The following is a 13,691-nucleotide window of genomic DNA, read 5'->3' as shown; positions in this document are numbered from 1 at the left end:
TTTTGACGGGGAAGGGTGTTTTTATCAACCTCTATATGAAAGGAAAAGAGCGCTGATTTTTCACGAACAAATCCCAGCGGTTCATCATTTAAATGAGACACTTCAGCCGGATGCCTACATTGAACTTCTTCCTGATTGGTTGATTGTGGTTGCTGATGTACAGAACTCTACTCAAGCCATTAAAGAAGGTCGATACCGAGATATTAATACGGCTGGTGGCAGTACCATTGCAGCCGTGCTTAATGCGGTTAAGCCGTTAAAAATTCCTTATGTGTTCGGGGGGGACGGCGCTTCTTTCTGTGTACCTTCTGAGGCCATTGAACCTGTCAAAAAAGCCTTAAAAGGTTGCCAGGAGTTGGCTTTAAGTGGGCTTAATCTAGATTTACGTGTCGGCATCGTGCCTTATTCTGAGTTGAAAAATCCAATCCTTCTGTGTCGTTATCAAAGCACGCCCAGTTTGACCCAATATTTTTTTATGGGGGGAGGCATGGAAGAGGCGGATGACTTAGTGAAAAGTGATACGACGTATCATTTGTCAGACGCCGTTGAGGCGGATGCTGACTTTAGTGGGTTTGAATGTCGTTGGAATGAGGTGCCCAGTGCACAAGACGTGACATTCAGTTTGCTGGTAAAAGCCCGAACGGAAAATCAACAAGAGGCTCTGGCCCTATATCAAGACTTGACTCAGCGTCTCACGAATTTATTGGGTGAGGTTAATCGTCATCACCCTCTAAGTGAACAGGGTTTGTCTTTATCTTTTCAACCCGGAAAATTGAAAGGAGAAGCGGTCGTAAAAAGCTTTAGCAGCATTCAAACGGGCTCGGTTTTTTCCCAATGGCTGATGATAGGTAAGTTGTTGTTTCAGAATCTTGTAGGACGATATTGGATGCGGTTTAAAAAACACGAAATGGGGGCTGACTGGGGGCGTTATAAATCGGATTTGCTGATGAATTCGGATTATTTAAAACTGGATGATACTTATCGTACTGTGATGAGTGGTACCCATGAAACGGTCGCCTCATTGATTTCTTGGTTGGAATCAGAATACCAGAAAGGCCAGTTGTTTTATGGGGTTCATCAAACGCATTCAGCTGTGGTAACGTGCCTGGTTGCCAAAACCGGCATTGAACATATTCATTTCGTGGACAGTGCGGAAGGCGGTTATGCGATGGCTGCCAAACAATTAAAGAAACAAATACAACAGTTCTATCTCAATTCTACGCTGTAATCAATTTAAAACCTGACTAGCCCATTGCGCCGAAGACTAGGCCTACATAGGTCGTTAATGCCATGGCTAAAAACCCCCAGATAGACATTCTCAGAGCGCCTTTTAACATATCTGCGCCGCCGGTTTTGGCTGCGATTGCTCCTAAAATAGCCAGGAGTGCCAGAGAGCTGGACGCAATAATAATCCCCAAATTTTCCATCGGTAGGATGGCGACCAGAATGACAGGTACCGCTGCCCCTGATACAAACGAGGCGGCAGAGGCAAAGGCGGCTTGCAAAGGGCGAGCGGTATGGATTTCAGACAAGCCCAACTCATCCCTGGCATGTGCGCCGAGTGCATCATGTTCCATGAGCTCGGTAGCGACTTGGTTGGCTGTTGCTTCGCTGACGCCGCGTTGACGATAAATCAAAGCCAGTTCGGCATGTTCGGTTTCCCAGTCTTCTTCCAGAGCAATTTTTTCTTTTTCAAGGTCGGCTTTTTCCGTATCGGATTGTGAACTCACGGAGACATATTCCCCAGCAGCCATCGAAAGCGCGCCTGCTACAAGAGCCGCCACGGCTACCAGCAGAATGGCATCCTTTTCAGCTCCGGAAGCAATGACCCCTACCAATAAACTGACGACGGAGATGATACCATCATTAGCGCCTAATACAGCGGCTCTCAACCAGCCCATTCGGTGGCTGAAATGCTCTTCGGTTAAGTGAGTATCCAGCATTTCTTCAGTAAAGTGCGCCATGAGTATTTTTCCTTGAAAGTATTTTTATGAATTATCCGCAGGAGGGTTCGGTAATTTATGATGGTTAGAATAATTAGAAAACAGTAAGCCAATAATAAAGCCGATTCCAATTAAGATAACCACTAGCAAGGCTCTAGGAACCGTTAAACTCCAGATTAAAAATTCAATTTTCACGGTGACCATATTCTGCAATAAAAAAATGACAGATACCGTCACTAGAATGATAGAAAGAATCGATTTTGCTTTGTTCATGTGCGCTCTTCTTTGTAATGATTTGATTAAATCCAGACTTCTTCTGCATATTCAACAATATGAACGGTTTTATGGAACCGTTCTTCAATGGCGGTTTTAAAAATTTCTTGTTTGTCTCGTTCACCATGAATCAAGAACACCTTATCGAGTTTTTTAAAGTTTCCAATCCAATTCAAAAGCTCGCCTTGATCCGCATGGGCAGAAAAGCCATTAATCATGTACATTTTTGCCCGCACTTTGATGGTTTCTCGATAAATTCGGATTTCTTCAGCGCCATCCACCATTAAACGGCCGAGAGTTCCTTGGGCTTGATAGCCAACAAAAATAACACTGTTGCGAGCATTCCATAACCGGTGTTTGAAGTGGTGCAGAATGCGACCGCCACTACACATACCGCTGCCTGCAATGATGATGCAGCCGGATTCTTCATCGTTGATTTTCATCGAATCTGACCCTTTTAGAGTATATTCCAAAGGCGGAAAATCGAAAACGGATCCATCCTTTTTGATGAAGTCATTCGCAGTTTCATTCAGCTCTTCATGGTATTGGTTATAGATATCGGTGGCTCGGATGGCCATGGGAGAGTCTAAAAAGATTTTACAAGGCGGAAGCTCATCATCGTAATACATCTGTTTGAGCAACAGTAAAATTTCCTGTGAACGTTCTACCGCAAAAGAAGGGATTAAAACATTCCCCTGATTCATTAAGGTGTTGATGACGGCTTCTTTAAACTCTTGGATACTGCCTTCTAAAGCACGGTGATTTCGATCTCCATACGTGGATTCAATGTAAAGCGCATCCGCATTTTGAACCGATTCTGGTGGCGGCATGATGACATCTTCGTCATTGCCTAAGTCGCCTGAAAAAACGATGGTTTTGCTTTGTTGTTCTTCTTTAAAATCAACTTGAATGGTTGAGGAGCCTAAAATATGTCCAGCATTTCTAAAAGTGGCTTTCACGTCTTTATTGATGACAATCGGTTGGTCATACTCGGCATACTGAATGTCTAAGTCAAAGACTGATTGAACATCTTCAAGGGTATACAGTGGTAGGGTGACTTTGTCTTCCTCTCCACGACGCTGCGCTTTTTTGAACGCCGTTTTGTAATCTTCGTGCATAATCTTTGCACTGTCCAATAGAATCACTTCCATGATATCAATGGTGGCTCTTAAACTGATAATACGGCCTTTAAAGCCTTCCTTAACCAGTTTTGGAATGCGCCCAACATGGTCCAGATGGGCATGTGTAATTAGCAAAACATCGATTTTTTTAGGATCAAACCCAAAGTCTTCATAAGCACGTTTTTCAGCATATCCTTGAAACATGCCACAATCGATTAGGATTTGAGGTCCTTGTTTGAGTTGTAAAAGGTGACAGGAGCCCGTCACGGTTTCTGCTGCTCCAAAGGATTGAATCGGTGTCATAGTGCTATCCTCAATCGGTATATTCCCGAACCTGATTATAAATAAGCATTTTTATTTATTTTACCTAAAATGACAAAATGGGGTGGTTAAAGTTGTGTGAAATCAATAGGTCTCCAACAGATCATATGGCAGGCTGATGAGGAGTTTCAATGCGATGGTTAGTAAGATCAGAGCGGCAATTTTATGTAAGCTACGTTGTATTTTTTCAGATTGAATCCAGTTTTTTGCAAATCCAGCCAACATTGCAATGCTGCTGAAAACCATCAGTGTCACCATAATCGTGATACTGCCAAGCATGAGCATTTGTTGAGAGACCGAACGCGCACTGGTATCTATGAACTGTGGCAACAAGGCGAGGAAGAAAATGGAGACTTTCGGGTTGGTGAGATTCATCCAAATGCCACGTTGATACAATTGAATGGCAGATAATGTGCTGACTGAATTGTTTTTTAGATGAAACGCGCCTGATTGATAGCTTTTCCAGGCTAGGAAGAACAGATAGCCTGCGCCCAGTATTTTTAACAATGTGAAAGCGATCTCAGACGTCTGGAAGATCATCGTAATACCCAAAGCCGCAGCTAGGGTATGAACAATTAACCCCGTACATAAGCCGAGAGTTACCCAGATGCCCGCTATACGTGTATAAAGTGCAGATTGCATTAATACATAAAGATTATCGGGTCCTGGAGAGAGGGCCAGTAAGAACATGACTAAAGTAAAAGAAACAAAGGTATCGAATGGCATTTTGTCGTCAAATCAAGTGTTTTATTTTGGCCACCAGCCAAGGAGAGATGGTAGAGGTTAATAGAGCCAATGCAAATAAATTACCTTGTTGTAGGTTAAATACTTGGTGAATGTCGTCAAGTGGTTGGTGTAAGACAAAATAGCCCAATCCATATTCAAACCCAATGGTGAGGCTCCCCCAAAAAAGACCAACCTTGAGATAAGTTTGTGGATCCGTCGCTTTTAACCAGTTAATAAGCAGATAACTGATGACAATAATGATGACTGATAAGATAAGACCACTGAGCGGTAAGGCTATTTTGTCACCGAATACTGGGTTTAGAATCGATTCTCTGAATGCGCCATTTAAAATGGCCATTAATACAATCAAACACCATATGATTGCGGCTTTGATATAAATTTTCATAGAGTTTTCATTGCTAAACTAAACAAAGCGTCTCTTGTCTGGTTTGACTGATATTACAGATGTGATTATGTGGAATCGTCATTAGAATAAACCGTCACACGATTACGACCGGCATGTTTGGATTCGTATAGTCCTAAATCGGCTGAATGAATGAGTTCAGAAATGGTTTGGTTTGCTTTCACAGTGGCTACTCCGATACTAACAGTGAGGTTACCCACTTCAATGAAAGAAGTGTTTTCTATATGTTGGCGGAACGCTTCGGCTGCAGAAACGGCTTGTTGTAAGTCTTCATTTTCTAAAATAACAATGAATTCTTCTCCGCCCCATCGTCCAATGTGGCTATGTTGGGCAAAAGATTGTTTAAGCTGTTCTGAAAGCTCTTTCAAGACTTCATCGCCTATCGTATGCCCATGTGTATCATTGATCTTTTTAAAGCAATCAATATCAATCAGCAATAAGCTGTATATTTGGTGTTCGTCTTCATATTTTTGGTGTAAATCTTCCAAAACACGTTCGATTTTTAAACGATTACAAAGCTGAGTTAAAGGGTCCGTAGTGGAGAGTTGTTCCAATATTTTGTTTTTATGCAGAAGGTCTTCTCTTGCTTTGCTGAGCTTTTGGGTGCGGGAACGGACTTCCTGCTCAAGTGTTCCATTACTGATTTTCAGTTGTTGGTTGATGTGGTTGAATTTACGCGTAATCATCATGGCAAAAGCCAAACTTACTAAAATTAATAAGCCAGCCACGGTGAGAATGTTGTGCATCAATTGATCCACACGTACTTTAGAGTCCGCAATGAGATTTTTCATTTCTTGAGCCTGAAATAAAGAAAACTCATTGACTCTTTGGCTAAACTGCTCTAAACGAGGAAGGGCCTGGGTCATGAGTATTTCTTTGCCTTTTGATGCTTCGCCATTCATGCCCAATTGGGCCACGCGCTTTTGTATCGGGGAAGTCACGCGAGCAAGAGCGTTCATTTCTTCTAACCACTTCGTTTCAGCAGGATTGCCACTGACTAAAAGCGCTAACTGGTTACGGTAGATCATATAGTTTCCGCCATCCCGGTAGAAATCCATTAAAGCGGCATCTTTTTCAAAGGGGTCTTCCTGTAAGTAAATACGTTCCAGTTGAATGGTCCGCTTTTGACCGTGGATATGTAAGTTGAGTAAATTATGGAGTTTTTGGTATTGAGAAACGATAATTTGGGAGGTATGTTCCAGGCTATTGTTGGTTAATTGCTTGGCACTGAAAACGAGAATTGAAACCAAAAACAATACTAATATAAATGCACTGATTGTGAGAAGGTTATTTGTATTGAAAAGAATTGGTTTGATCATTTTTTAAGGGTCATTTATCAGCATTTATCATTCATCGGTAAGAGCTTAATTTTTCTATAAAATTTCGGTTATTCATAAAATTTAATTGTACATAAATATACTTAGGCAAGTAAAGTTTTTTCGACTATTTTTCTCTCTAACTTATTGAAAAATTAAAGGAAACCCTGATTCAGAAAGGTCTTAAAGGCCTTAATGTGTTTAACTTAGATTGCTTTATGTTGGTGATTGTTGGTTAAGTTCAATCTTAATATTTTTCATACCCTACAAGGATATTTGTCAGAAAAGCCACTTGTTTTCAATCCAATCAAAGTAGGGCGCGAGTATGCTGACATTTCTCTCCGCCCAATATCAGGATGACGTTTACCGAGATTTCCGAATTTTTTAATTAAATAAATAACTTACTGTTATTTGAGCATGGACTCTGATATCAAATGTGAAACGATTATGAATTTAATCCATGTTATTTTTATGGGATATAACCCAGCCATGACTTATCCAACGCCAATCACCGTTGGGCATCATTTGGGTACAGGCATAGCGGCTTCGAGGGGGGTCGAGTGGTGCATCACTGGTGACCTCCAAGCGGGTTTCGCTGGCCCAGTTCAGCAATAAAGGCTCCCCATGTTGGTTAAAGCACTGAATGTTGCGTTGGGGAGGGTTGGCGAATTCTAAAATCATTTTAGGAGGATTTTCAGTGATGACCGGATCAAAGGGGGTGATTTTGTTGACCGGAAACACATGGGTATTCACCTTTAATTTGAAAGCATCCATGTCGGCATAAACTTCACTCATTGGAAACCGCATGAGTGCTCTTAAGTCAGATTGATACCCCACAGCCCCCGAGTTTTGAGCGATTCCAACATAGCCCATTTTTTGAACAAGGTTGGCTAGCGCTTCAGAATATTCGCCATAAGGATAAGAAAACAACTTGGTTTGATTCGTCTGCTCGCCGAGTTCGGATTTTAAGCGTTGCTGCGCCACCTTAATTTCCTGTGTCACCCGTGTTTTCCAAGTATCATAAGATTCATCAGGTTGCTGAACCAGTTTCTGATGGGTTTTAGCATGGTTGGCGAATTCTGCGCCATATTGTTGCATTTCTCGCATTTGTTCCCATGTCATATTCGATTGATACCCTTTATCGATGGCATCGGTATTCACAAAAACCGTCATCGGCCATCCTCGTTTTTTAAAACGCGGAAACGCTTCTGTATAGACGCTTTTCCAGGCATCATCAATGGTAAAAACCACCGTTTTCTCTGGAATAGGGGTTTGATTTTTTAACGCTGTGACCAGCTGAGACAAGGACCAGACGTTAAACTGGTTTTGCTCCAAGTAGTCCAGTTGAGCATCAAATTGTGCCAAGCGAATATTGGTGCTTGGGTATTCGTTCTTTCCAAAGTGGTGGTAAATTAAAATCACTGCGCTATTTGAATGTTCAACTGGCGATGGTGCTTGGTCTGAAACGGCTTGTTTTGGAGGAGGTGTCGCGTTAGAAGTCAAAAAGACGAATGTGGAAATGAAGACAATCAACGTGCCGATGCCACTTAAAAACAAGAGGGGGTTACGGGTCACAATCGAATGTAATTTTTGTGCTGCCGACATAAAATTTATCCATTTAACGTTATTTTTTGCATATGGTTGATTGTACAAGATTTTAATTGAAAACCTATCCTTGTCGCAAAATAGCCAGGCCTGGTCATTTTTGACTGTGTTTACGTCAACTTTGTTAAAATACCGTTTCATTTTTTAAGGATTGATGGTGTGAATTGTCCCCTGTTAACGATTAAAGCAGCTGCCAGTGTGATTACGGAAGGCGGTGTACTGGCGTACCCGACGGAAGCGGTGTATGGTTTGGGATGTGACCCGTTAAACAAAGACGCTTTTCAACAATTGTTGCAGTTGAAGCAGCGACCGTTGGAAAAAGGGGTGATTTTGATTGCTTCGAGCGTTTCGCAAGTCGAACCATTTGTGAAGTTACACAATCAAGCTTGGACAGAAAAGGTGTTAGCCAGTTGGCAAGTCGTGAACCAACCCATTACTTGGGTGTTGCCAGCGACAGACAAAGTACCGGAATGGATTACCGGCGGTAGAAGCACCGTTGCGGTTAGGGTGACCCAACATCCAGATGTGATGGCGTTATGTAACCAGTTGGGGTTTCCCATTGTGTCCACCAGCGCCAATGTGAGTGGCACGGATCCAGTTACAACCCTCGCAGACTGCTGTCACGCTTTTCCCGGGTTATCTATTATGCAAGGAAGCTTGATGGGAATTGCTTCGCCTTCTCAAATATGGGATGCGCAATCACAAACTCGCCTGCGCTAAGGTTTTTTAGCATTTTGATATAAAGGCTCTACCTTTTTAGCGTATCGTTTCAAATCTTCAATTCGGGTTTCGTTGGAAGGGTGTGTGCTTAAGAACTCAGGGGGAGCGTCTTTTGAAATTTTAGCCATTTTCTGCCAGACACTGACAGCGGCATAAGGGCTATAGCCTGCTCTTGCTGCAAGTTCAACGCCCATTCGATCGGCTTCGGTTTCATGCGTTCGACTGTTCGGCAGTAAAAACGTGGTTTGTACCACCATGCTACTGGCATCCATCGCTGCGCCTTCCATTCCGGTAATGAGACTCAAAGCCGTTAAACCTACTTGGCTCACCAAGGCTTGAGAAGCACGTTCACGACCATGCTCCCTTAAGGCGTGAGAAATTTCATGTCCCATAATGGCGGCTATCTCTGCATCCGTCAACTTGAGCTCGGTTATGATGCCCGTATAAAATGCAATTTTTCCGCCAGGCATACACCATGCATTCAATTGATCAGATTTTAATAAATTCACTTCCCAGTTCCAGCTGGGCGCATCTTCACGGAAGATTTTGGTTTGAGGAATGAGCCGATCAGCCACCGTTCTAATCCGCTTTACCATGATGGGATCGGTATTAAGCGTTTTATTCTTTTTTGCTTCCGCTAAAATCTCGCCATACGCTTGTTCAGCGCCTTTCTGCATTTCAGCCTCGGAAATTAAAAGCATCTGTTGGCGCTCGACGCCAACCGTGCCTTTTTTCGTCGTGGCGCCGCTACAACTTAACAGTCCAAAAGCACTGATGGAAAGGATAACGGGAAACAAAAAGGATTTAAAGGACATGGCATTTCTCTTAGATATGATCGGAATATTTTAAAGAAGTTATAAGGGTTTTTCTATAAAATACAAGCTAAATAAATGAAGGAAATTCTATGTTTGATCATACACAAGATGCCGTGAATGTCGAAAAAGTAAAAAATTATTTACTCGGGTTGCAGGATGATATCTGTCAGCAACTTGCTGAAGAAGATGGTTCAAAAGACTTTATTGTGGATGCATGGGACAGAGAGCCAGATGAAGGAATCATGGGATTAACTGGGGGTGGCCGAAGCCGGGTGCTAGAAGGCGGAGACATCATTGAAAAAGGCGGAGTGAACTTTTCCCATGTCCGAGGTAAAACCTTACCGGCTTCCGCGACGGCACATCGTCCCGAGTTAGCAGGCCGCTCTTTTCAAGCATTGGGTGTTTCGCTGGTAATCCACCCTCGTAACCCTTATGTCCCTACGTCACACGCCAATGTACGCTTGTTTATTGCTGAAAAAGAAGGTGAAGCGCCTGTCTGGTGGTTTGGGGGTGGATTTGACTTGACACCTTATTACCCGTTTGATCAGGATATTCTCCATTGGCACCTGACCTCCAAAGAAGCTTGTGATCCTTTTGGCACAGACGTGTATACCAAATATAAAGCCTGGTGTGATGAGTATTTCTTCTTGAAACACCGCAATGAAACCCGCGGTGTGGGTGGTTTATTTTACGATGACTTAAATGAAAGTACCTTTGGCTGGAATTTCGATAAGTGTTTTGCGTTTATGCAGTCAGTTGGCGACCACTTTATCAAGGCGTATCGACCTATTGTTGCTCGCCGTAAAAATTTAGATTACGGAGAGCGCCAAAGAGACTTTCAGTTATATCGCCGAGGGCGTTATGCTGAATTTAATCTGGCTTTTGACCGAGGCACGATATTTGGCCTGCAAACCGGGGGGCGCACGGAATCGATTTTAATGTCGATGCCGCCTCTAGCAACTTGGAAATATGACTATCATCCAGAGCCGGGAACAGAGGAAGCTAAGTTGTATGATTATCTTTCTCCTAAAGATTGGTTAGCCAGCTTTAAGGATTCTTAAATAGGACAGTTTATGGATAGAGTGCGTATCGATAAATGGTTATGGGCCGCACGCTTTTTTAAAACCCGGGGTGTGGCGCTAGATGCCGTGAAAGGTGGAAAGGTTGAGCTCAATGGGTCCAAGCCAAAGCCCAGCAAACAGGTTTGTGAGGGGGATAAACTCAAAATTACCCAACCGCATCGCAAAGTCGAAGTGACGGTCATCGGCATTACTGACAAACGCGGTTCTGCGGAAGTCGCTGAAATGCTTTACCGATTGGATGTTGAGCTTTTAAATCAAAAAGTCCCCTCCCCGTTATTAGCTTTAGCAGGTTATCGTGAAAAAGGAGCGGGTCGCCCAACCAAGCGAGATCGTCGAAAGATTGAGCAACTGTCTTTTGGTGAAGAGTAACCCCTGTTTTAAGTGTGTATCACAAAGATACCGAGCGTTTTACTCGAGTCCTTGAACGGTTTCATTTGACGTATAGAAGTTCCATGTCACGGTCATGCCAAAGGTTTCGGACTGGGTTGTTTCGATTAAAGGGCTGTTTTCAAAAACAGTATTGCTCAAATCACGTAACCGATAAAAAGCTCCCACCCAATAATCCCCGATATGCCAATTCAAACTCATTCCATAAAGCATTCCCGAAAATCCGCCTGTTGGTCGATAGGCCGGTCGGGTAGCATTGGCTTCACTGGGTTTGACGCCATAAAAATAATTATTTTTTTTGGCCGTGGCAAAATTAGCATTTATTTGTAAGGTGATTTTAATCCGCTGTTTATGGGTAAAGTTTTGGCGATAGTAATAATACAGTCCGGGTGAAGTAACAAACCCTTCTTCATGAACGGAACGAAAGTCCGTTGCTAAAATCCATCGAACCGGCCATTCTAATTTTACTTGGTTTAATTCATTTTGATAGAGACCAACTTTAATGACAGGACCAATTCCTGCTGAGGCATCTAAGTCTTCCATGCCTTCTCGCGCTGCATTATCCTTGCTCGAAACCGGAACCGTGCCGGATAGGCTTAAATCTAATTCGACGTTTCGATAGGTATAAAGCGGTTTTTTAATTTCACGTTGATTAATTGTAAAGCTTGGGCTGCGGTAAGTGATATAGGGAAAAGGAAGGATTAAATTGTTTTGTTCTTTCGAGCCGGGGTAATCGGGATAAGACAAAAGAGAGGGACCCAGGCCGAACTCCCATTTAGGTAAGGTCTGCTCTTCTTTCGCCATCACTATGGTTGCCAAGAGTGCCCAAAGAAAACAGATAAAAGCCACTTTGATCATCATGGGGTCAATTATGCCTTTAAAAGCCATAATAAAAAAGCAAAGAATTTTTGAAGCGGGGGTTTAAGGGTTTCCACTAACCTAAAAGAGAGACTTTATGCTAAAGTCTTATGCATAAGAATGCTTACTCTAATAGAGTAACGGAAGTGAATTGCCTAGGAGTAAAAGGTGACAAAAAAATACTTGGTTTTATATGACGCTAAAATCGATTCAAGTGCGTTTGAACAAGAGATTAAACCATTATTGCCGGACGCTTGTGAGTGGGTTGCTTACCAAGGCCAATCATTAGAGGGGTTATCTCCTTCAAGTCCAGTGCTAACCTGGTTGGGCGATGAAGACTTATGTCAAATACTACCGATTGCATCGGCTGAGAAATGGCAGATTGGATTCATTCCGCATCCGGAAATGGTTCGTGCTTATCGTGCATTCTTTATTCCACAAAAGCCGTCCGACGCGATAGAGGATATTTTGGCGGCAACGGATGCAACACCAGCTGATTTAATGTTATGCAACCATGAAGTGGTTCTCGGCACGGTCATGATTGGGAATCCGGATATTATGAAACCGGCGGCGTTGGTTGATGAAAGTTTATGGTGCAAATTTAAGAACCTGATGTTGTTAACGTTTAATTTGAAAAAGACCTGTTTGCTGCCATATCAATTTTTGACCAAAAAAGAAAACCAGGTGAATACGGCGGCTTTAGGCATCACGATCGTGTACCGTCCCGGTAACAGTGAATTTACCAAAAGAGTGGTTGGGGAAACCGAAAAAGATGAAGCGACTTTGAATGCAGTGATTTTAGCGCCTCGGAGTATTTCAGAAGTGCTGCATTTTTTGTTAACGCGCGTTTTACCGAAAAAAGTATTCGCTAAAGGTACTTTGCCAAATTATTTAGGGCATATCAAAACAGAAAGCGTGAAGGTTAGTGGGAATGACTTGGTGGATTTCAGCATTGATGGGGTAGCTCACCATGCTGAAAGTGTTAATGTTTCGGTAGAAAATGATGCGTTACAAGTACTCAGTAAAACCATGCCTGAAAAGGTCAGTAGCCAGGATCAGAAAGAATCGGTTCGGGTGGATCGATTGCCGAAAGGCCAGGTGGTCAAAGAGTTGGTAACGCAGCATCTTCCCTTGATTCACCATGCCGACCAAGAAGAAGTCAAAGAGGTTTTCATGACTTTGAGAGAAAATGCTCAAGCATCTGAAGCTTATTTGGTTTTGATGGTATTGGCGATTTTACTGGCTACCGTCGGTTTGTTTGCCAACTCTTCCCCCGTGATCATTGGGGCGATGATTTTAGCGCCCTTAATGTCTCCGATTGTTTCCCTTTCAATGGGCGTGTTAAGGCAAAATGGGGACCTGGTCGCCACCAGCGCGAAAACCCTTTTCATCGGCATTGTTTTGTCGTTATTTTTTGGCACGTTACTGACACTGTTAACTCCGTTATATACGGTGAACTCTGAAATCAGTGCTCGATTAAGCCCAACCATACTGGATTTGGGGGTTGCTATTATTTCAGGTATTGCCGCTGCCTATGCGAGTGCGAGATCGGAAGTCGCGAAGAGTTTGGCGGGGGTTGCTATTGCGGTGGCTTTGGTTCCTCCACTCGGGGTTTCCGCCATCGGAATTGGCTGGTGGGATTGGAATGTATTCTCTGGTGCCTTTTTGTTGTTTATGACGAACTTGGTTGGTATTGTGTTGGCGGCATCAGCCACTTTTTTAGTGATGGGATTCAGTCCATTTCATTTGGCTAAGAAAGGATTGGTTTTATCACTCACGTTTGTGGTGATCATCAGTATTCCTTTAGGGTTCGCGTTTAAGAGTTTGGTGACGGAACAACGAGCAGCCATGGCTTTGAAAGATCTGACCATTGAAGGCGTCGTCTTGAAAGACGTGAGTATTCGAAATGATGATCCGATTTATGTGTCGGTTAAGCTATTATCGGAACATGGATTGAAAAGCGAGCAAATCAACGCGGTGAAAAGTCAAATAGAGACTCGGTTAGGAGAGTCGATTCAGTTAGAAGCCACCACTGCGATTTTGAAGAAATAGGGTTGTGTCTTTTAAGATACCTATAAAAAAACCCGCTTTAAGCGGGTT

Annotated in this window: 14 protein-coding genes; 5 read left to right on the top strand and 9 right to left on the bottom strand. The window is 42.9% G+C overall.

The window, feature by feature from the left end; all coding sequences use genetic code 11:
* Positions 1–52 precede the first annotated feature (52 nt).
* On the top strand, positions 53–1,228 hold the full coding sequence (locus tag GHNINEIG_RS00140) for a DUF3095 family protein (RefSeq protein WP_396278665.1): 1,176 nt from the start codon (positions 53–55) through the stop codon (positions 1,226–1,228).
* Positions 1,229–1,244: 16 nt separating this feature from the next.
* On the opposite strand, the gene GHNINEIG_RS00135 is transcribed toward GHNINEIG_RS00140, so the two are convergent.
* The 7 genes from GHNINEIG_RS00135 to GHNINEIG_RS00105 form a co-directional block, all read right to left on the bottom strand.
* The gene (locus GHNINEIG_RS00135) at positions 1,245–1,964 is read right to left on the bottom strand and encodes a VIT1/CCC1 transporter family protein (protein WP_135794767.1); all 720 of its coding nucleotides are present in this window, start codon (positions 1,962–1,964) and stop codon (positions 1,245–1,247) included.
* Between the two features lie 24 nt (positions 1,965–1,988).
* The gene (locus GHNINEIG_RS00130; RefSeq protein WP_135794766.1) at positions 1,989–2,216 is read right to left on the bottom strand and encodes a lipopolysaccharide assembly protein LapA domain-containing protein; all 228 of its coding nucleotides are present in this window, start codon (positions 2,214–2,216) and stop codon (positions 1,989–1,991) included.
* A 26-nt stretch (positions 2,217–2,242) separates the two neighbouring features.
* Positions 2,243–3,640, bottom strand: a complete 1,398-nt coding sequence (locus tag GHNINEIG_RS00125) for an MBL fold metallo-hydrolase RNA specificity domain-containing protein (protein ID WP_135794765.1) — start codon at positions 3,638–3,640, stop codon at positions 2,243–2,245.
* A gap of 102 nt (positions 3,641–3,742) precedes the next feature.
* Complete coding sequence (locus GHNINEIG_RS00120) at positions 3,743–4,384, bottom strand: LysE family translocator (protein WP_135794764.1); 642 nt, start codon at positions 4,382–4,384, stop codon at positions 3,743–3,745.
* Between the two features lie 7 nt (positions 4,385–4,391).
* The gene (locus GHNINEIG_RS00115; RefSeq protein WP_135794763.1) at positions 4,392–4,790 is read right to left on the bottom strand and encodes a hypothetical protein; all 399 of its coding nucleotides are present in this window, start codon (positions 4,788–4,790) and stop codon (positions 4,392–4,394) included.
* Positions 4,791–4,855: 65 nt separating this feature from the next.
* The gene (locus GHNINEIG_RS00110) at positions 4,856–6,058 is read right to left on the bottom strand and encodes a diguanylate cyclase (protein ID WP_189636894.1); all 1,203 of its coding nucleotides are present in this window, start codon (positions 6,056–6,058) and stop codon (positions 4,856–4,858) included.
* A gap of 519 nt (positions 6,059–6,577) precedes the next feature.
* On the bottom strand, positions 6,578–7,729 hold the full coding sequence (locus tag GHNINEIG_RS00105; RefSeq protein WP_189636893.1) for a polysaccharide deacetylase family protein: 1,152 nt from the start codon (positions 7,727–7,729) through the stop codon (positions 6,578–6,580).
* Positions 7,730–7,888: 159 nt separating this feature from the next.
* On the opposite strand from GHNINEIG_RS00105, the gene GHNINEIG_RS00100 reads away from it, so the two are divergent.
* Entirely contained in the window at positions 7,889–8,449 is a 561-nt protein-coding gene (locus tag GHNINEIG_RS00100; protein WP_135794760.1) for an L-threonylcarbamoyladenylate synthase, read from the top strand.
* Here GHNINEIG_RS00100 and GHNINEIG_RS00095 read toward each other — a convergent pair.
* Positions 8,446–9,264: a M48 family metallopeptidase gene (locus GHNINEIG_RS00095; protein WP_135794759.1), complete on the bottom strand. Its 819-nt coding sequence runs from the start codon at positions 9,262–9,264 to the stop codon at positions 8,446–8,448. The genes GHNINEIG_RS00100 and GHNINEIG_RS00095 overlap by 4 nt on opposite strands.
* An 89-nt stretch (positions 9,265–9,353) precedes the next feature.
* On the opposite strand from GHNINEIG_RS00095, the gene hemF reads away from it, so the two are divergent.
* On the top strand, positions 9,354–10,325 hold the full coding sequence (gene hemF, locus GHNINEIG_RS00090; protein WP_135794758.1) for an oxygen-dependent coproporphyrinogen oxidase: 972 nt from the start codon (positions 9,354–9,356) through the stop codon (positions 10,323–10,325).
* A 12-nt stretch (positions 10,326–10,337) separates the two neighbouring features.
* Positions 10,338–10,715 (top strand): RNA-binding S4 domain-containing protein, encoded by a 378-nt coding sequence (locus tag GHNINEIG_RS00085; protein WP_135794757.1) that lies wholly within the window; start codon positions 10,338–10,340, stop codon positions 10,713–10,715.
* 39 nt (positions 10,716–10,754) lie between these two features.
* Here GHNINEIG_RS00085 and GHNINEIG_RS00080 read toward each other — a convergent pair whose 3' ends face one another.
* Positions 10,755–11,594: a MipA/OmpV family protein gene (locus tag GHNINEIG_RS00080; protein WP_135794756.1), complete on the bottom strand. Its 840-nt coding sequence runs from the start codon at positions 11,592–11,594 to the stop codon at positions 10,755–10,757.
* A gap of 165 nt (positions 11,595–11,759) precedes the next feature.
* On the opposite strand from GHNINEIG_RS00080, the gene GHNINEIG_RS00075 reads away from it, so the two are divergent.
* Positions 11,760–13,643, top strand: coding sequence for a DUF389 domain-containing protein (locus tag GHNINEIG_RS00075; RefSeq protein WP_135794755.1), 1,884 nt, complete (start codon positions 11,760–11,762; stop codon positions 13,641–13,643).
* The last annotated feature ends 48 nt before the right edge of the window (positions 13,644–13,691 follow it).

It is taken from the genome of Hydrogenovibrio crunogenus (assembly GCF_004786015.1).
Lineage (GTDB): Bacteria > Pseudomonadota > Gammaproteobacteria > Thiomicrospirales > Thiomicrospiraceae > Hydrogenovibrio > Hydrogenovibrio crunogenus.
Note: the sequence above shows the minus strand (reverse complement) of the source record. Positions and strands in the feature narration are given on the sequence as shown.